Annotated in this window: 18 protein-coding genes and 1 pseudogene; 6 read left to right on the top strand and 13 right to left on the bottom strand. The window is 36.7% G+C overall.

Annotated elements, in window-relative coordinates; genetic code table 11:
• The first annotated feature begins 48 nt into the window (after positions 1-48).
• Genes I2490_RS04265 through I2490_RS16580 form a run of 3 tightly spaced genes read left to right on the top strand, consistent with a single transcriptional unit; the run spans position 49 to position 1276 of the window.
• The gene (locus I2490_RS04265; RefSeq protein WP_206458540.1) at positions 49-246 is read left to right on the top strand and encodes an ATP-binding protein; all 198 of its coding nucleotides are present in this window, start codon (positions 49-51) and stop codon (positions 244-246) included.
• A complete protein-coding gene (locus I2490_RS04260; RefSeq protein ID WP_206458539.1) occupies positions 247-834 on the top strand; it encodes a 4Fe-4S binding protein in 588 nt (195 codons plus the stop codon).
• Positions 835-892: 58 nt separating this feature from the next.
• Positions 893-1276: an ArsR/SmtB family transcription factor gene (locus I2490_RS16580; RefSeq protein ID WP_206458538.1), complete on the top strand. Its 384-nt coding sequence runs from the start codon at positions 893-895 to the stop codon at positions 1274-1276.
• Between the two features lies 1 nt (position 1277).
• Here the strand turns inward: I2490_RS16580 and I2490_RS04250 are convergent, their stop codons facing one another.
• Positions 1278-1985, bottom strand: coding sequence for a hypothetical protein (locus I2490_RS04250; RefSeq protein ID WP_206458537.1), 708 nt, complete (start codon positions 1983-1985; stop codon positions 1278-1280).
• Positions 1986-2109: 124 nt separating this feature from the next.
• Here I2490_RS04250 and I2490_RS04245 point away from each other — a divergent pair.
• Positions 2110-2577: pseudogene (locus tag I2490_RS04245) on the top strand (accessory gene regulator B family protein); the annotation flags it as partial.
• Positions 2570-2704, top strand: coding sequence for a cyclic lactone autoinducer peptide (locus I2490_RS04240; protein ID WP_206458535.1), 135 nt, complete (start codon positions 2570-2572; stop codon positions 2702-2704). The pseudogene I2490_RS04245 and the gene I2490_RS04240, both read left to right, overlap by 8 nt.
• Here I2490_RS04240 and I2490_RS04235 read toward each other — a convergent pair.
• The 9 genes from I2490_RS04235 to secA form a co-directional block, all read right to left on the bottom strand.
• Complete coding sequence (locus I2490_RS04235; protein ID WP_206458534.1) at positions 2696-2995, bottom strand: GHKL domain-containing protein; 300 nt, start codon at positions 2993-2995, stop codon at positions 2696-2698. The two genes, I2490_RS04240 and I2490_RS04235, sit on opposite strands and share 9 nt — an antisense overlap.
• Entirely contained in the window at positions 2995-3978 is a 984-nt protein-coding gene (locus tag I2490_RS04230) for a hypothetical protein (protein WP_206458533.1), read from the bottom strand. The genes I2490_RS04235 and I2490_RS04230 overlap by 1 nt, the downstream gene beginning before the upstream one ends.
• Positions 3965-4744: a LytR/AlgR family response regulator transcription factor gene (locus tag I2490_RS04225; protein ID WP_206458532.1), complete on the bottom strand. Its 780-nt coding sequence runs from the start codon at positions 4742-4744 to the stop codon at positions 3965-3967. The genes I2490_RS04230 and I2490_RS04225 overlap by 14 nt, the downstream gene beginning before the upstream one ends.
• A 37-nt stretch (positions 4745-4781) precedes the next feature.
• Complete coding sequence (ppaX, locus tag I2490_RS04220) at positions 4782-5429, bottom strand: pyrophosphatase PpaX (protein WP_206458531.1); 648 nt, start codon at positions 5427-5429, stop codon at positions 4782-4784.
• 18 nt (positions 5430-5447) lie between these two features.
• Complete coding sequence (locus I2490_RS04215; RefSeq protein ID WP_245157086.1) at positions 5448-7712, bottom strand: Tex family protein; 2265 nt, start codon at positions 7710-7712, stop codon at positions 5448-5450.
• 13 nt (positions 7713-7725) lie between these two features.
• Complete coding sequence (ytvI, locus tag I2490_RS04210) at positions 7726-8799, bottom strand: sporulation integral membrane protein YtvI (RefSeq protein WP_330634571.1); 1074 nt, start codon at positions 8797-8799, stop codon at positions 7726-7728.
• Between the two features lie 185 nt (positions 8800-8984).
• Complete coding sequence (locus I2490_RS04205; protein ID WP_206458529.1) at positions 8985-9530, bottom strand: 50S ribosomal protein L25; 546 nt, start codon at positions 9528-9530, stop codon at positions 8985-8987.
• Between the two features lie 265 nt (positions 9531-9795).
• Positions 9796-10909, bottom strand: a protein-coding gene (prfB, locus tag I2490_RS04200) for a peptide chain release factor 2 (protein WP_206458528.1) whose coding sequence is annotated in 2 segments (ribosomal slippage) — positions 9796-10833 and positions 10835-10909 — 1113 coding nt in all. Because the reading frame shifts where the segments join, the coding sequence is not laid out codon by codon here.
• A 66-nt stretch (positions 10910-10975) separates the two neighbouring features.
• On the bottom strand, positions 10976-13738 hold the full coding sequence (gene secA, locus I2490_RS04195; RefSeq protein ID WP_206458527.1) for a preprotein translocase subunit SecA: 2763 nt from the start codon (positions 13736-13738) through the stop codon (positions 10976-10978).
• A 250-nt stretch (positions 13739-13988) separates the two neighbouring features.
• Between secA and I2490_RS04190 the strand changes: the two genes are divergently transcribed.
• The gene (locus tag I2490_RS04190; RefSeq protein ID WP_206458526.1) at positions 13989-15134 is read left to right on the top strand and encodes a DUF362 domain-containing protein; all 1146 of its coding nucleotides are present in this window, start codon (positions 13989-13991) and stop codon (positions 15132-15134) included.
• Between the two features lie 129 nt (positions 15135-15263).
• Here I2490_RS04190 and nhaC read toward each other — a convergent pair whose 3' ends face one another.
• The 3 genes from nhaC to I2490_RS04175 form a co-directional block, all read right to left on the bottom strand.
• A complete protein-coding gene (nhaC, locus tag I2490_RS04185) occupies positions 15264-16709 on the bottom strand; it encodes a Na+/H+ antiporter NhaC (protein WP_206458525.1) in 1446 nt (481 codons plus the stop codon).
• 151 nt (positions 16710-16860) lie between these two features.
• The gene (locus I2490_RS04180) at positions 16861-18198 is read right to left on the bottom strand and encodes a sensor histidine kinase (protein ID WP_206458524.1); all 1338 of its coding nucleotides are present in this window, start codon (positions 18196-18198) and stop codon (positions 16861-16863) included.
• Positions 18188-18886 carry a response regulator transcription factor gene (locus tag I2490_RS04175; RefSeq protein WP_330634568.1) on the bottom strand — a complete coding sequence of 233 codons (699 nt, stop codon included), beginning with the start codon at positions 18884-18886 and terminating at the stop codon, positions 18188-18190. The genes I2490_RS04180 and I2490_RS04175 overlap by 11 nt, the downstream gene beginning before the upstream one ends.
• Positions 18887-18900 lie beyond the last annotated feature (14 nt).

Genomic DNA, 18900 nt, shown 5'->3' with positions numbered 1-18900 from the left:
TATTAGTATATTAGGATATACTAATATTCTAATAAGGAGAGATATTTAATGGCAAAAAAAATAGCTTTAATTTCTGAAGAGTGTGTAGCATGCGGGAGCTGTTTAAAAGCTTGCCCGCTTCAAGCGATTTCAATTTTTAAAGGAAGCCACGCAATCATAGATGCAACAAAATGCGTAGGCTGTGGCAAATGTCAAAGGGTCTGCCCTGCGTCAGTGATTACCATTACAGAAAGAAAGGAGTCTTAAATGAAACAGAAGAAACATTGGTACGATTATCTTTGGATTGTAACTGCAACCTATCTGATATTAGGATTTTTTAATATTCTTTTTGCTTGGATTGGCATTCTTTGCTTTATCATTCCGATTTTATTTGCTTTGATTGGAGGGAATAAGCATTACTGCAATCACTACTGTGGTCGAGGCCAACTATTGGAACGATTGGGAAACGGACTTCGTTTATCTTCTCACCGATCCATCCCATCATGGCTTCGCTCTAAATGGTTCCGATATGGATTTTTGGTCTTTTTCATGACAATGTTTTTTAATATGCTCTTTTCCACTTATCTAGTGTTTTCCAATGTACATGGATTAAGAGAGATTATTACGTTGTTTTGGACGTTTAAAGTTCCTTGGGAATGGACGAATACCTCCATGGTATCTCCTTGGATTGCACAATTTTCTTTTGGATTTTACAGCCTAATGCTGACATCCACCTTACTCGGTCTAATCACTATGGCTTTATATAAGCCTCGCTCATGGTGTGTCTATTGTCCTATGGGAACTATGACACAGAGCATATGCCAGTTACGACACAAAACCACAAGTTCACGTTAAGTCTTGACGGTTTACTGATTGGTATGCGAAAATGAGGATGGAAAGAGAGGATTATTAGATGAAAGATTATAAAAATACTAACGATATAAATCGTGACAAGAATAAAAATGAGGATAATGAAAAGAAAGAATGTTTTGAGAAAAATCAGGATGAATTGCTAAAAGAAGACAATCTTACTCATGTAACGGAAATTCTTAAAGTGCTAGCAAATGAGAATCGCCTTATGATTTTATGTGTCCTTATGGAGCAGCCACTCAGCGTAAGTGAAATTGGAAACAGGGTCTCGCATATTACGCAATCTGCTCTTTCACAGCATCTTTCTGTACTAAAGGCACATGGGATTCTCAGTTCAAAAAAGACAGGTCAAAACATCGTTTATTCCATCAGTGATCACCGTGTAGAAGCAATCATTCAGGTTCTAAAGGAACGCTACTGCAATTAATCTAAACTCTCTTTAATCCATATCCATTTCCATACCCTTGGTAAGGAAAGCTTCTACTAATAGTCATTTGATCTTCCATTATATAATTCCCATTAATAAAGAGTTTTAAAGTCCAAAGTCCTGCAGAACCATCTCCCTTTATTTTATCAAAGGGAACCCAAAACCAAAGATGAATTGGCTCGTCCAGATCTTTTTCATCAGAAAACAAATTTCTTTGAGAGTAAGAATGCAAACTTCCGTTTGGTTCAAACCAAAATGCGGTTACCTCATGAATACCGGTAACCTCAGTAAAAGCAAATCTTGCAACAACCATTTTATCCAAAGTTCGATTAAAATGTTTTCTGCTAGTTACGTTTGTTTCTTCGGGCTCTACAATTCTCCCTGAAAGTAAATATTCTTCTATTGTTATCTTATATTGTTCATTATTATATAAACGCTGCCCTTTATCATCAATTAAAATGACAGACCATAGTTCACCCGATTCATCGGGACGATACAGGTTTGCGTTAGGATCATTTAGCTTTATCCTATAATTAATTAAAAATTTATATCGGTGTTCCCCCTCAGGTAGTAACATATCAAAAACCCAAGCACCATTTTTCTTTTGCATGACACCTTTTTCTGGCTGAAACCCATTAAAGGAACCGATAACACAAATATTTTTTATAGGCAAATATGGTGTCGCTTTGTATTCAAATCGTATTAACATAAATCAAATCCCCTTAATTCTTCTCATAGCTGATAAATCTTTCTAAAATTTCTTATGACACAAACCATACAACGTTTTTTATTTTTTGGCAATATAAAAAGGACGAAATGCTGTTTTTGGGAGCTTACTACTGATGCTCATTTTTTATCTCATGGGATTGCTGCTGCCATTTCTTCTACTAATGGCAGTCATTGCTCCGATTCGTATGACTACCGGTGGTATCCATGTAAACAGCAGCTGGGGATGCTTTTTTCTTAGCTTACTATTTACTCTACTGCAACTTGTTTTTTTACCGAATCTTAAGCTTGGAGCGGCAGTTTATGAAGGCATTTTTATCGTTAGTGTTTCATTGATTTGTCTTCTGCCATTGGCGCCTCCGCAAAAAAGAGCAATCAAAACAAAAGAAAAATATATCAGAAATAAATGCTTCTCTTGTCTTTTATGTATCTTTTGGTTTCTTATGTTTCATTTGGTCGTGAAAGACAGCTACTTTATACATTGTGGGATATGGGCTTTTTTTATGCAAGCCATTCAAATATTATACGTTAATGTACATAATAAAATGATTAAAAGGGGAATATCATATGATTAAAAAAATGCACAGCCTACTTCTTTCAACTGCTGCAAGCTTTTTATTTGTAGTAGCTGATCTTACACTCAACAGCACATCTTTATTTCATCATGGAGAACCTGATTGTCCTGAAGAATTGCTAAAATAGCAGGCGAATCACCAGGCAATCATCCTCTTGAAAAAGCAAGAAAGTACCTTTGTATTTTTCTACAATCCGTTTGACATGATGCAGTCCATATCCCCGATTGGCTTGCCCCTTTGTGGAATATCCTTTTTGGCTCATAAGATGAAGAACTTCTTGTGATTTTATATGAAATACATTCCTCGTTTCAATAAAGCTTTTTTCATTCTCATCTTCACCAATTCTTAAGGTTACCTTCCGTTCTTCCCTGTCTAATTTCTCTACGTATTCAAATGCATTATTGAGTAAATTACCCACTAATTCAATGAGCTCGTATTGTTCACATGGCAATCTAGGAAATGACATTGATGGTATATAAAAAAAGAAATTCCCTTCTCGCTTGCTTCTTTTGCCTTGATTGAAAGCAATGCATTAATGACACGATTTCCGGTTAAGAAAGAAATTGGCTGTTTTTCTTGCGTTTCCTTTTCTCTTCCTCTCAAATCTTTTATATACTGTTTTACTCCCATTATTGCATTGACTGAATCATCTTCATGGCTAAATCCTTCAATTGTTTGTAAATGTTTTCTAAATTCATGTTTTTCTTCCTGGAGATTATCTAAGAGATTTTCAATCATCTGAATGTAATTCTCATGAATACCGATCAAGTCGCTCTTTTTTCTATTTTGTATGTATTCTTTAAAAAGCAAAGCATTGATGAAAATCCAAATCATGATAACAATGGCCACCAATCCGATTTCACTATAAAAAATATTATTTTTATTATTCCACAAATAACTTTCCAATAAAAATATTACATATAAATTTCCAAAAACTAAATAAAAAATCTGCTTATATCTACTATAAAAAATCCATAACTCATTCCTTAACTTCTTTCGACTTCCTATCCACCAGCAAAATAAAAGCGTGATAGAAAGATGAACCAACCGCGTAAAGAAACTCATATCATCTGACATGCCTAGTAAATGGCCGATACATATTAAAACAAATTCAAAAAGAATTACCCCAACACAGCAAATGAAGAATTCAAAAATAAGTTCACTCCATTTTCTTTTGACCACCGCTTTTAGCATTGTTAAAATGCAAATCGAATCAACTAAAATAATCAGCCGATAATCAGTAAAATAAAAATTTAAAACGACGTCTACAACTGCAGTGATTACTCCTATTGATAGGATTGAAACTTTATGCCGTAAATAATCTTCTGAAAATAAGTTTAATAAGCAGAGAGTTGCCATTAATTCTAAAAACGTTCCGATTCCATTTTCATACCAACTCATTGCTTTTCTCCTGCTTCTCTCCTTCCACTTGATTTAATTCTGAAAGGAGCTCCTCTACATTTCCTTGATATAGCTTTGACATATCAATCTTTCTTTCCGAATGCTCAAAAGAAAGTTCACTTAAACGATAATTAATTCTTCGTATTGAGGCAATTTGTTTCACATTCACGGCAAAAGATTTGTGGCAACGTACGAAAAAAGTATCGTTTACCGTTTCAATCACATCCTGTAAGGCCACTTTTTTCAGAGAAATTAGGTGTGTTTTTGTCTGCACTTCGCATCTGCTTCGACTCACTTGAGCAAATAAGATTTCCTCTATGGGAACAAATATAGTTTCCCCTTCCGTTTCAAACGCAACCAATTTTCGAATTATAGGGCTCTCTCTTTCTTTTTTTCTATGTAATTTTTCAATTAATCCAGCTATCTTTTCTTTAAATTCTTCGATGGAAAATGGTTTTACAATAAAATCATAGCAATGATATTGTCGAAATGCTTCCAACGGATTTTTACTGTAACCTGTAATAAACAAAATCAGTGTTAACTCGTACTGAGCAGTGTTTCGAATTCTTGCTGCTAAAGAGAATCCATCCATTCCCGGAAGCTCTACATCTAAAAGAAATAAGTCAATTTTATGTATTTTCATTAGCTTCAATGCCTCTTCCGCACTTTCTGCATACAATAATTCCACTTGGAAAAGGCTTGACATTGCTTCCGAATAAAGCTTTCGATCTTGAAATGAATCCTCTACAATCAAAATTGTCGTCATGAATTTCATCTCCTATTATGAAATAATAATCATTCGTTTACCGCAAAATTGTCCATAGTTCTTCTGCTTTTTCAATGACATATTCCGGTTTTACTTCTTGTAATTTCCCTTGTGCATCGGTAGCCATAGCCCAGCTCACTAAAACAGCTTCAACGCCTGCATTCTGTGCACAAAGAACATCGAACATACTGTCACCAATCATAATTGCTTCTTGCGGATTAGAACCGAGCTTTTCCAGTGCAATCAAAACAGGTTCGGGATCCGGCTTATGTTTTTTTGTATCATCTGCGGTTACAATGACATCAAAGTACTCTGTTAAATCAAACTTATTCAGCCCCGTTTCTGTGGAGTTTCTTAAACGTGACGTAACAACTGCTAACTTATACCCTTCTTGTTTTAATTCTGTAATCACCTTTTCCATACCTGGAAATAGTTCAATCAATTCATGATAATGATTAAACTGATAGCTGCGATAGATTTCGATTGCTTTGTCTGTATCAAAGCCCGGCAAAATACGTTCCATCGTAATATGCAAGGGTTCTCCAAATGTCGCTAAAATTTCCTCTACGGATCGTTCCTTTCCTTCTAAAGTCCGAAAGGTATGTTGCCAAGACTTTACAATTATATCATTTGTATCCATAATTGTACCATCAAAATCAAAAAGTACTGTTGTTTTTTTCTTCATATGTCTTCTCTTTTCTTTCTATATTTTCATTGTTAAAGAAACCTTCTGCTTCTCATAATCAATACTTAAAATCTTCACCTTTACTGTGTCACCAACCCCAACCACATCCATAGGATGCTTAATATACTTGTTGCTTATTTGAGAAATATGAACGAGGCCATCATTTTTAATCCCAATATCAACAAATGCACCAAAATCCACTACGTTACGTACCGTTCCGGTCATCTCCATATCCACCTTTAAATCCTCAATACTTAATACATCATTTCGAAATACTACAGGCGGCATTCCCTCACGAGGGTCCCTGGCTGGTTTTTTTATTTCAGCAACAATATCCGTTAGTGTCAAAGCACCGATTCCCAAATCTGCTGCCATTTTTTCAATGCTCTTTGGTAAACTCTTTTTTTCTTCCTTAGGATTAACCTTTAACACGGCTAAAGCTGCAAGCCCTTTTACATGACCGTTTTGCGGCTTCTTCTTTTCAACCGGATACAAGTCTATAATTTTTTCGTCAATTTTATTTGCTCCGCCTTTTCCGATTTCATCTTTTTCTATTCCAAGCTTGTCCAGCATTTTTTCTGCAGTTTCATAAGATTCCGGATGCACCGAAGTTGCATCCAAAGGATTCTCTCCATCAGAAATACGCATAAATCCGGCGCATTGCTTAAATGCTTTTTCACCAAGCTTTGCAACCTTCATTAATTGTTTTCGATTTTGAAAACGACCATGTTCTTCTCGATACGCTACAATGTTTTTTGCAATGCCGGAATTTACTCCTGCAATGTAGGAAAGTAAGGAAGGGGAAGCTGTATTAAGATCAACACCCACTCGGTTTACACAATCTTCCACAACATTCGTCAGCGCACCATTTAGAAGTGTCTGATTGATGTCATGCTGATATTGTCCCACACCGATATGCTTTGGCTCAATTTTAACAAGCTCAGCCAAAGGATCCTGTAATCTTCTTCCGATGGACATTGCACCTCTTGTGGTTACATCAAGATCAGGATATTCTTCCGTAGCAAGCTTTGACGCCGAATATACCGAAGCACCCGCTTCATTGACAATGGTATAATGCAAATCATGAATGCCTTGCTCTGATAGTTCCTTAATCAGCTCCGTCACAAAAATTTCTGTTTCTCTGGAAGCCGTTCCGTTTCCAATGACAATGATATTCGCTTTGAATTTTTTTATCAAAGCAGTTAGTGTCTTCTTTGCTCCTGCTACATCCTTCTTAGGCTCCGTTGGATAGATTGTACCATAAGCCTGTAGTTTCCCTGTTTCATCCAGCATCGTTACCTTACAGCCTGTACGATAACCCGGATCAATCGCTAACACTCTTGCATCTTTTACCGGAGGTGTCATTAATAGTTTTTCCGTATTTTTTGCAAAGACTTTTACAGCATCCTTTTCTGCCCGCTCCGTTAATAGGTTCCTCATTTCTCTTTCCACCGAAGGAGCCATAAGGCGTTTGTAGGCATCTTCTATTGTATCATTGAGCATTGCAGTAAATATAGATTTTTCATTCGTTATCACTCTATTTTTCAGATAATCATGAATGCTTTCTACCGGTGCTTTTACTTTAATCTTTAGCTTCTTTTCCTTTTCTCCTCGATTCACAGCCAATACACGATGATTTGGTATCTGTGAAATCAGTTCCGAACGATCGTAGTACATATCATAAACTGTGCTTTCCTCTGCATCTACCGCTTCAGAAGTCATATGTCCCTTTTCAAACGTCATCTTTCGTACTTCTGCATTGTAATCCGGATCATCTGCCACAATCTCCGCAATGATGTCCATTGCCCCTTGCAATGCTTCAGCTACAGTCGCAACTCCTTTTTCCTCTTGTACAAACGATGCTGCTACTTCTTCCGGCGTGCCATTCTCTAATTGCTGTGCCATAAGAATCACAGCCAACGGCTCCAAGCCTTTTTCTCTTGCTTTGGATGCTCTGGTTGCTTTTTTTTGCTTAAATGGTTTATATAAGTCTTCCACTCTTTGCAAAACCTCAGCCTTAACGATTTCCTGTTTTAACTCTTCTGTAAGCTTTCCCTGTTCTTCAATTAAACGAATAACTTCTTCTTTACGCTCGTCCAAATTTCTGAGATATATCAAACGCTCTTCCAAATCACGGAGTATAACGTCACTTAAACCGCCTGTCATTTCCTTTCGGTATCTTGCAATAAACGGAATGGTATTTCCATCATCAATTAAGCCAACCGTTGCTTCTACCTGAGATTGTTTTAAATGAAATTCTTGTGCTAACTTTTCTAAAATCATGACAAATGTCTCCTTACTTAAATAAATGGATTTTCCCACTTTCATTCAAATTTTTAATTACAATTAATATAAAAGGCAATATAATCAGACCTAACGGTCCAAAAAGCTTTACACCTACAAACATACTGATTAACATTAAAACCGGATGAAGTCCCACTCGTTTTCCAACAATTTTTGGCTCCAAGACATTTCGCATAATGGTAATGAATAAATACAAAAAAAGCAGACCCAAAGCCAATGAATAATTTTTCTGTATCAATTCAATCAGAATCCATGGAATAACAACACCGCCTGTTCCAAGTACAGGAAGTACATCCAACATAGAGATCAGAAATGCGACCAAAATTGCATGATCGATTCTTAATATCGTTAGTCCGATCGAAAGTTCCGCAAAAGTAATCGACATAATTAAAGCATACGATGTGATGAATTTAAAAACGGAACCAACTACATAATTTTTTATATCCAAAATTAAATTCTGATGCTGTGGATTAAACTGTCTTACGATAAAATTTGTTATCTTATAATAATCCATTGCAATAAAAAAAGAAGATATAATGGTAAAAATAAGAGATACAAACATACCCGGAACCCAAACCGCGATACCAGAAATCATGGCAAGCATCTTTGTTGAAACGCTGGATACCAGTGCCCCTAACTGTGCAAGCAAGTCTTTTGCAACTTCACTAATGGCGTTCATAATCTTTGGATCCCAATGTGCTGCCCACATCTCTAAGCTTTTATAACTGCTGACCAAAGCCGGCTCCATTTTTTGGGTGTATATATCAGGAATCTGATATATAAATCGCTGCACTGAGAAGAATACTTGAAGCCCAAACAAAAATACCAATAGTCCTACCGTTGCATAAAAAAGCAACAGCACCAATGCTGCTATCGGCTTTCGATTAATATGGGTAAGCTTTGACAGCTTATTAATAACCGGTTTTAATAGAAATGCAACTGAAAAACCAATCACAAACGGCATTACCCAAAATATTGCATAACGAAATATCACCACAACGATAGCAACAACCAAAGAACAATACGCCGCATTAATGATAAATCGCTTTCTTTTCCTTAAATCCACACAAGCATCCTCCTTCGAAAGGTTCTATCTATTAGTATACCCTACCACACAAAAAATGCCAATGAATTTCCTTGTTAAGCTTATGCTTCACGTGTTATTTCTATGAATCAAAAATACCTGCTAAAGCAACCATTCTTAGCAGGTATTTTGATTGTATGTTGCGTATAATTTTATTTTTTATCATTTTAATTACTTACTGCGTATTTTACAACAGCAAGAATCGTATCCAATGGACGGGATGATTTGATGCTAGAATCTAAATTCAAATCGGCGATTGTAATATCCTCGTTAGCATTTTTTTCACCGACATCTACATTGATAAAATCCGGAATGTCACTTACCTTACCGGTAACTTTAATCTGAGATAAATTCGTTTCAAGGAATAAACGCTTCAACTTTAATTGTTCTCTTCCTGAAAAAGTGATTGGTATTTCCCAATTTACGATTTCGTCTCTATCTACAAGCTGAATGTCAACATGCTGCATTTCCGATGTTACCGGATCAACGTGAACATCCTTTACAATTCCTACTTTTGTTTCTGCGTCCAATTTTATTTTAACGGTTGTTCTGCTTCCATTTTCTTTAATTGCTTTGATAATATCCTTATTGTGAAATTGAATTGGTGTGCTTGGAACGCCTTTTCCATAAACAACGGCAGGAACAAACCCTTCTTTCCTACTCTTTTTTGCTTTACCATTTCTGATTGACGCATTTAATGTTGCTATGCTCATATAATACCTCCTCTTAATCCACGTTTCCTCATTACATTTAATGGGAATTCTTTAGAAATATAGCAAGGCACCCCGCTTATTTTTGCAGAATGCCTTTATAAACAATATATCATAGCCACAACAAATTGTCAATCATTGTAAGATGTGGTTCCCATTTCCATTAAGTGATAGGTTTGGCATTTAATGACTGGCATTTAAAGGAAAAAGCAACCCTCAACGGGTTGCTCTATTATTAGTATTAAAATATAAGGTATCTGATACAATTTTATGAATCAGTCGTCTCTTTTTGTTTTAATTTTTCATTGATGAAGTAATCCAAATCTCCATCCATCACACCGTAAACATTACTTACTTCCGCTCCGGTACGGTGATCCTTTACCATGTTATACGGATGGAAGACATAAGAACGAATTTGACTTCCCCACGTTATTTGACTGAAATCTCCTTTCAGTTCATCAATCTTATCCTTATGCTCCTGCAAAGCCAATTCGTATAATTTTCCTTTCAACACACGCATCGCCACTTCCCGATTCTGATGCTGTGATCGTTCGTTCTGACAAGTTACAACGATGTTAGTCGGAATATGTGTAATTCGTATTGCGGAATCAGTTTTATTGACATGCTGTCCGCCTGCACCACTGGAACGATAAGTATCTACACGGATATCGTCAGGATTAATCTCTACCGCAACGTTATCGTCAAGCTCTGGTGTTACATCCAATGAAGCAAAAGAAGTGTGTCTTCTTCCTGAAGAATCAAACGGAGAAATACGAACAATCCGGTGCACTCCCTTTTCATTCTTTAAATACCCATACGCATTTTCACCTTCAATACGCAAAGTTGCACTCTTAATGCCACCCTCATCCGCACCCTGATAATCTAAGGTTTGAATGCGATAATCTTTCTTTTCTGCCCACCTTATATACATACGATGAAGCATTTCTGCCCAGTCCTGTGCATCTAAGCCACCAGAACCGGCATGAATGGAAATAATTGCATTACTGCTATCATAGGGACCACTCAGCAGCGTTTTTAATCGCAGCTCTTCTACTTTTTCCTTATAATCCCTGTAAATCTCCTGAATCTCTTCCACTACGGAAGCATCCTCGGCTTCTTCACTCATTTGAATCAATACTTCTACGTCCTCAAGCTGAGTTTTCAAGCCATTGAATTCACCAAGCTTTGTTTCCAATCGTTTCTTTTCCTTTAACGTCTTTTGTGCTTCTTCTAAATGATCCCAAAAGCCATCAATCTGTACTTTAAAATCTATTTCTTCCAAATCAAGGGTAAGCTTCGCAACGTCAAAGGGACTCACCCAATTCATTTAGATTTTTTTGTTCATTTGCCAGTTCGGATTTAATCGAATCCAATTCAAGCATTCCTTTCACATCCTTCCAATTATCCTTTTTCTGAAACTTTTTATTTATATATCTTCTGCTAAAAAACTATTCCATATTACTATCGTTTAAATTTGCACCACAGCATTTTTTATATTTTTTACCGCTTCCACAAGGGCAAGGATCATTTCTGCCAACAGTCGGTTCCTTGTGCACCGGTTCCTGCTTTCTTTCACGTTCCGGAACCTTTGCCGCTTCCGGCACATTTCCGGATTCACCACCCATGTTGCTATCAAACTCCGCTTTTGTTCCCTCTCCTGCATTCATAACCTGTTTACGTTGCGTCTGCGTCTGTATGGTTACATTGAAGCAGAATTTCACGGTATCATCCTTAAGGGATTTGATCATAAGTTCAAACATATCAAATCCTTCATTCGAATATGCTCTTGCCGGATCTTCCTGTCCAAGCGCACGAAGACCGATACCGGATTTCAGCTGATCCATAGCATCAATATGATCCATCCACTTTGTATCAACCACTCTCAGCAAAATCATGCGCTCCAATTCACGCATTCTTTCTTCACCGATTTCTTGTTCTTTTTCCTTATAGTAAGATAAGAATTTATCCAATACATCATTTCGAAGTGTTTCTACTTCTAAATCTGCAATTTCTTCTTTGCTGTAACTTAAGTTTTCCAGTTTCCCGCAATATTTATGAATATTAGTATTTAATCCTTCAATATCCCATTCTTCTGCGAATCGTGAACCGCTTACACATATTTCAATGTTTTCGTCCACAATTTCTTCCAGCATTGACATCATATGTTCACGAAGGTCTTCTCCATTTAGAACTCTTCTTCTTTCACTGTAGATAATACTTCTTTGCTTATTCATAACATCATCATACTGTAAGACATATTTACGAATACCAAAGTTTCGGCCTTCCACTTTTTTCTGAGCATTTTCAATGGACTTTGTAAGCATTCCGGCCTCAATCGGTTCATCCTCCGGTACGCCAAGCTTATCAACAATACCTTGAATACGTTCACCACCAAACAAACGCATCAGTTCATCTTCTAACGAAATAAAGAACTGCGTAGAACCAGGGTCTCCCTGACGTCCTGCACGCCCTCTCAGCTGATTATCAATACGTCTTGATTCATGGCGTTCTGTACCAATAATATGAAGACCACCAAGTTCTTTTACCTGCTGTTGTTCATCGGCACGTTCCTGTCTATAATGTTCGAGTAAACGGTTGTATTCTTTTCTTGCTTCAATAAGCGCAGGGTCTTCAAGCGGTACAAAACTGGATGCAAAGGAAATAGCCGTATCATCAAAACCAAGCTTTCTCATTTCCTTCTTCGCTTCAAAATCAGGATTACCGCCAAGTAAAATATCGGTACCACGACCTGCCATATTCGTTGCAATGGTTACCGCGCCCAATCGACCAGCCTCTGCAATGATTTCCGCTTCCTTGTCATGCTGCTTAGCATTCAATACATTATGCTTGATTCCTTTTCTCTTTAAAACCTCACTGATGGCTTCTGACTTCTCTATAGAAATGGTACCAACAAGAACCGGCTGACCGGTAGCATGATGCTCTGCAATTTGCTCCGCAATCGCCTTAAACTTGCCGCGTTCCGTTCCATAAATAGAATCCTCTTTATCAATTCTAGCAATTGGCTTATTCGTAGGAATCACCACAACGTCCATATTATAAATGTCACGGAATTCCTGTTCTTCCGTTTTGGCAGTACCCGTCATACCAGCGAGCTTCTGATACATTCTAAAATAGTTCTGCAGCGTAATGGTCGCTAGGGTTTTTGATTCTTGACGAATCTTCATCCCTTCCTTTGCCTCAATTGCCTGATGTAAACCGTCACTATAACGTCTTCCGAACATCAAACGACCGGTAAACTCATCAACAATAACGATTTCTCCATCTTTTACGATATAGTCTACATCACGTTTCATTAAATTATGTGCCTTTAATGCAATATGAACGTGATGATTGATTTCCATGTTTTCCGGGTCCGAGAAGTTATCAATTTTGAAAAATTCTTCACATTTTGTGACCCCTTCCTCCGTAATGGAAACGGTCTTGTCCTTTTCCTCCATGGTAAAATCAACATCGTGTTTAAAACTTCGAATAAAGCGATCGGCAACATGATAAAGGTCCGTTGATTTTTCCCCTTGACCAGAAATAATCAAAGGCGTACGTGCTTCATCAATTAAGATACTATCGACTTCGTCTACAATTGCAAAGTTTAATTGAGGTTGCGTTAAATCTTCTTGATAGATAACCATGTTATCACGTAAGTAATCAAACCCAAATTCATTGTTAGTTCCATAAGTAATATCTGCACGATATGCGGCTTTTCGAACGTCATTGGTAATTCCATGCACAACACATCCTACGGTCAGTCCCAGGAAGGTATAAAGCTTACCCATCCATTCCATATCACGCTTTGCTAAGTAATCATTAACGGTAATGACATGAACGCCTTTTCCTTCCAAAGCATTCAAATAAACAGGCAAAGTTGCAACCAAGGTTTTACCTTCACCGGTTTTCATTTCAGCAATTCTTCCTTGATGCAATACTACACCACCAATGAGCTGTACTCGGAAATGCTTTAATCCTAAGCTTCTCCATGCAGCTTCTCTGCATACAGCAAAGGCCTCCGGCAAAATATCATCTAAAGTCTCCCCTTGTGCAAGCCGCTCTTTAAACTTTGGTGTCATTGCCTTAAGTTCCTCATCAGACAACGCTTTCATCTGTTCATCCAGAACTTCAATTTTATCTACAATTTTCTCTACCTTTTTTACTTCTTTGGCATTTAAATCACCAAAGATTTTTTCTAATAACCCCATCTTTCATGATCCCTTCTTTTTTATATAAGTTTTCATTTTTCTTCCAAGCAATTTCAACCTATTTTTACTTATAAAATATACGTATAGGTTGACAAAATATTATATCATACAATAATCTAAAAATCAAAAATGCACTGAAAAATTAATGTTACGTTTATAAGTATGCGTTCTTTGTAGATTCTCACTCCTTTCTATGCTAAACTTGATTTAAACTCAAAAAGAAAAGAATAATACCTCAGGAGGAACGATAATGGAAAAAGCAAAAGTATATTATACCGGCTTTCGTACGGAATTAGGTGTGAGCCTGCTTGATAAGCTAAAGAAATTAGTAAAAGAAGCCGGCATTGATGACATTGATTTTCAAAATAAATATGCTGCAATAAAAATCCACTTCGGTGAACCCGGAAACCTAGCCTACCTTCGCCCAAATTTCTCAAAAGTCATTGCTGATATTGTAAAAGAAAATGGTGGAAAACCTTTTCTCACAGATGCAAATACACTCTATGTCGGAGGCAGAAAAAATGCTTTGGATCATTTGGAATCTGCTTATGAAAACGGATATAATCCCTTTACAACCGGCTGTCACATACTGATTGCAGATGGTTTAAAGGGTACGGACGAAACTATAGTTCCAATTAACGGCGAATATATTAAAGAAGCAAAAATAGGACGAGTTCTGACCGATGCCGATGTAATTATATCAATGAACCATTTTAAATGTCATGAATCTACAGGTATGGGTGGTGCATTAAAAAATCTTGGTATGGGTGGCGGCTCCAGAGCAGGTAAAATGGAAATGCATAACAGCGGGAAACCGGTAGTAAGTCAAAAACGTTGCATAAGCTGTGGTGCCTGCCGAAAAAATTGCGCTCACGATGCCATTTCCTTTGTAGAAAAAAAAGCACAAATTAATATTGATCGATGCGTTGGCTGTGGACGATGCATTGGCGTATGTCCGGTGGATGCCATTCGTCCTTTATGGGATGAGGCGGAAGAAATACTTAATAAAAAAATAGCGGAATATGCCTATGCCGTTATAAAAGAAAAGCCGCATTTTCACATAACCTTTTTAATGGACGTTTCCCCATTCTGTGATTGCCATGGAGAAAATGATATGCCTATCATACCTGACGTAGGTATGTTTGCTTCGTTTGATCCGGTAGCACTTGATGTTTGCTGTGCAGATATGGCAAATGAACAGCCAGTTAATGCAGGAAGCATTCTCGAAGAAGCACTATTAAAGCATAGAAAAGAAAACGACTGTGACTGCACCGGAAAATGCCACTGTGATTACTTTAGTCTTCTGCACCCTGCAACCGATTGGAAGACCGGTATCGATCATGCTGTAAAAATGGGCTATGGCAGCGACCAATACGAGTTGATTAAAGTCGAATAAAAATAAAACATCGCCTTTTATTTTAAAAAATATGCAAAAACAGAAAAATCCCGGCCAAAATGGTCAGGATTTTTCTGCTTATCTTACCTCATTTTATCTTCTACCGAAAAATCGGTCGAATATCTTGTATTATGCTAATGCACTTGCTGCTAATTCATTATCTAATCGACGCTGTTCTAAAATTTCCTCATATTCCTCATCAGTCATTTTCTCCATCGTAATTCCAGTAAAACCATAGAAAATAGAAACAAATGGATTTACTAAATTAAGGAAACAATAAGGCGCATATGCTACGGTAGCAACACCTAAAGAAGAAGACATCGCTGCACCACACGTATTCCATGGAATCAGACAAGAAGTAATAGTACCTGCATCTTCCAAACACCTTGACAAATTCTTTGCTTTCAATTTTCTATCTTCAAAAGCAGTTTTAAACATTCTTCCTGGAAGTACAATGGATAAGTACTGGTCGGAAGCTGCAGCGTTAACTGCAATACAGCTGATTACAACCATTGTAACAAGGAGTCCTGTATTCTTTGCAACCTTTAACATAGCATCACAAATACTTGCCAACATGTTTGTTGAATCCAATATACCTCCAAAGCACATTGCACAGAGAATGATACCTACTGTACCATACATGGAAGTCATACCACCTCTGGTTAACAACTTGTCAAGAAGTTCAATGCCCGTATTACCCACATAGCCCTCATAAGCAATAACGGTACCTACCTCAGCAAAATTTGCTCCTTGGAATACTGCTGCACAAATCACACCTAAAAGTGCGCCACCGAATAATCCAGGAAGAGCAAGTACTTTGAATATTACCATTGCAATAATCAAACAAGGTGGAATTAGTAATAATGGAGAAATATAGAAGTTTGCTTTCAATCCTTCCATCAAAGTAGCAACTTCATCCATATTCACTTCGGTAGTATTCGTAATCTTCATTCCCAAAATACCAAATGCTACCAATGCAAAGATATACGATGGTGTAACCGTATACACCATATGTTTAATGTGATCAAATAAATTGGATCCTGCCATAGCTGGAGCTAAATTTGTTGTGTCAGAAAGAGGTGACATTTTATCACCAAAGTAAGCTCCAGAAATAATTGAACCAGCAACAATTGGAAGTGGTAAACCCAACCCAGCTCCAATACCAATAAGTGCGATTCCTGCCGTACCTGCTGTCGTCCATGAAGAGCCTGTTGAAAGTGCTACGATGGAACAAAGCAACATACTAGCAATTAAGAAAATAGAAGGTTTAATAATCATTAGTCCGTAATAAACCATCGCTGGTACAATTCCACCTGCTATCCAAGTAGCAATAACCATACCGATAACAAATAAAATTAAAATTGCCTGCATTGATCGAGAAATTCCATTAATCATCGCTTTTTCAAGAAATGACCATTTGAAACCATTTTTAATGGCAATCAATGCTGCTAAAGCGGCTGTAGTTGCAATTGGAATATGTACTGTACCGCCGATGATAACAAGTGTATAGATTAGTAACATAATTAGCACAACTAGAATTATTAGTATCTGCCACATTGGAATCTTTTTACCCATAAGTTTCTTCCTCCTTAAAATAAGATAAAAATAAAAAAAAGAAATACATTAAAGATACATGAAGTAAAAATAAGCCATAAGGTTTTGCACCTTTATGGCTTAAGCATAGAGAAAAAAACTTAATATAATCTTAAAGAAATCTAAAAAATTCTTATTTTAGAATAATGGGCAAAGTAATATGAACTTCAAAGTAATATCCATCATTTTTAACTTTCATCTCCCCTTTATGCTGCTGCACTATTTTTTTAGAGTTATAAAGCCCGATTCCTGTACTTTCCACGTATCGACTGGCCGACTTAATATTTTTCTCCATAATTTCAAGTGTTTCTCCTTTAATCTCCGTTGTTAGCAGCACGGGAAGCGTAGAATCCGCATATTTTAATATATTGGAGCAAATATTATCAAAAACTCGACGAAACGCGATGACGTCCACCTTCATTTCAAAGGCATACTTGAAATCAAAATTAAAGTCTGGATGAAATCCATCTTCCCGTAAAGTAAAAAACATTTCAGAAATTACTTGTGAAACGAATTCATTTCCGTTTAACACTTCCCAATTTAACTCCTTCTGCTTTTCCTTTTGAATCGATCTCTCGAAAAGCTCTTCCGTCATCCCTTTAATTTGATAAGCACGTGTGCGAGCATTTTCTATATAACGGTTCATTACTTCCTGATTTTCATAACGAGAATCTTTTAAAAAATCCAAATAACAGATGACTGAAGTAAGCGGCGTACGAATATCATGTGAAATAGCCGCTATTATCTCCCGATTTTTTTCAATCATTTCCTGCTCCAACCTTCTTTGATTCTGAATGGATGCATTCATTACATTAATATAAGCAGCAAGGCAGGTTAGTTCATCATTCCCTTTTAAGGAAATCTGATGCGTAGGTTCTTCTCTGTTCATTCGTTCCAATCCCTTATGGATTTCTTCTATATAACCAAAGCGTCGACGACAAAGAAAAATAAAACAGAATAGAAAAGCGACAAGAAATACCGTAAAGCTTGCAAAAGAAATCATCATCTCATATTGATAAAAAAAGCATCCACTAATCAGAAGTATTGCGTCTCCGTCTTTAAAATGAATTGGATATTCAAAACACGGACGAGAGGTTCCATCCCAACCAAAGCTATCGGTTAAATTATCAGATTCCTTGGTCCAATCTACATAATGTAGAAACGAGTCAAAATATACGGTATCATTCTGATAAACCTTTAAGGAAACATACCAATTAATTTCATTCCAACGTGCAATTCTATCAATATCCGTACGTTCTAATTCATGTACTTCTATGAAATCCTGCAGCCTTTGCGCATACTTTTTTGAATCCTGTTCAATAATTTCAGAGCGTTTACTATACTCTTGCAAATAATCATTCAAATAAGCTACGGTTGTCCCATAAAGTACCAATGCGACTCCCGCCGAAACAATTATGTATAATAAAACCTGAGAATAAAGGCTTTCTTTTCGAAGTTTTTCAATCAACATAATAGCCTTTCCCCCAAGCCGTTTTAATAATTTTCGGTTCTTTATAATCCGATTCTATTTTTTTACGAAGCTTTAAAATATGTACCATTATCGTATTATTAGCAGAATAAAAATAAGGTTCATTCCAAATACTTTCATATAAATTTTGTGCTGTAAATATTTTTTTTCGATTCTTAGCCATCAAAACAAGAATTCGGTATTCTAAACCAGTTAATAGAATCTCCTTGCCGTCTAACGTAACTTGCTGCTTAATTAAATCAATATTAAGTAAATCAATGCATAAATTTTTATTTGTTTCCGTCTGTTGTTTTCCTTGATAAACATAATAGCGCCTCAAAAGCGATTTTACCCGTGCCAAAAATTCCGGGTAAGAAAATGGCTTGGATAAATAATCATCTCCTCCAGCACTAAAACCGATGGCCTTATCTGAGTCATTATCCTTTGCAGTAAGAAAAAGAATCGGTGCAATGGTCTTTTCGCGAATTTCCTTGCAGGCAATAAACCCGGATTTTAAAGGCATCATCACATCAAGAACAATCAGATCAATGGTGTCATCTACCAGATTAACCGCATCTTCACCATTCATGGCTGTTATCACATCATACTCCTCTGAATTAAGTAGAATTGTTAATATTTCTATAATTTCAGGGCTATCATCCGCAATTAAAATACGTTTTTTTTGCATCATTATTCAACTCCATA

It is taken from the genome of Anaerovorax sp. IOR16, assembly GCF_017168145.1.
In the GTDB taxonomy this organism is placed as follows: Bacteria; Bacillota; Clostridia; order Peptostreptococcales; family Anaerovoracaceae; genus IOR16.
Note: the sequence above shows the minus strand (reverse complement) of the source record. Positions and strands in the feature narration are given on the sequence as shown.

Bases quoted from the DNA above. Each gene is read 5' to 3' on its own strand.
- I2490_RS04175 (WP_330634568.1), bottom strand. From the start codon at position 18,886: ATGATGCAAAAAAAACGTATTTTAATTGCGGATGATAGCCCTGAAATT.
- I2490_RS16580 (WP_206458538.1), top strand. From the start codon at position 893: ATGAAAGATTATAAAAATACTAACGATATAAATCGTGACAAGAATAAA.
- I2490_RS04260 (WP_206458539.1), top strand. From the start codon at position 247: ATGAAACAGAAGAAACATTGGTACGATTATCTTTGGATTGTAACTGCA.
- I2490_RS04265 (WP_206458540.1), top strand. From the start codon at position 49: ATGGCAAAAAAAATAGCTTTAATTTCTGAAGAGTGTGTAGCATGCGGG.
- I2490_RS04205 (WP_206458529.1), bottom strand. From the start codon at position 9,530: ATGAGCATAGCAACATTAAATGCGTCAATCAGAAATGGTAAAGCAAAA.
- I2490_RS04215 (WP_245157086.1), bottom strand. From the start codon at position 7,712: ATGATTTTAGAAAAGTTAGCACAAGAATTTCATTTAAAACAATCTCAG.
- nhaC (WP_206458525.1), bottom strand. From the start codon at position 16,709: ATGGGTAAAAAGATTCCAATGTGGCAGATACTAATAATTCTAGTTGTG.
- I2490_RS04240 (WP_206458535.1), top strand. From the start codon at position 2,570: ATGATTAAAAAAATGCACAGCCTACTTCTTTCAACTGCTGCAAGCTTT.
- I2490_RS04190 (WP_206458526.1), top strand. From the start codon at position 13,989: ATGGAAAAAGCAAAAGTATATTATACCGGCTTTCGTACGGAATTAGGT.
- ppaX (WP_206458531.1), bottom strand. From the start codon at position 5,429: ATGAAGAAAAAAACAACAGTACTTTTTGATTTTGATGGTACAATTATG.
- I2490_RS04250 (WP_206458537.1), bottom strand. From the start codon at position 1,985: ATGTTAATACGATTTGAATACAAAGCGACACCATATTTGCCTATAAAA.
- I2490_RS04230 (WP_206458533.1), bottom strand. From the start codon at position 3,978: ATGAGTTGGTATGAAAATGGAATCGGAACGTTTTTAGAATTAATGGCA.
- I2490_RS04180 (WP_206458524.1), bottom strand. From the start codon at position 18,198: ATGTTGATTGAAAAACTTCGAAAAGAAAGCCTTTATTCTCAGGTTTTA.
- I2490_RS04225 (WP_206458532.1), bottom strand. From the start codon at position 4,744: ATGACGACAATTTTGATTGTAGAGGATTCATTTCAAGATCGAAAGCTT.
- secA (WP_206458527.1), bottom strand. From the start codon at position 13,738: ATGGGGTTATTAGAAAAAATCTTTGGTGATTTAAATGCCAAAGAAGTA.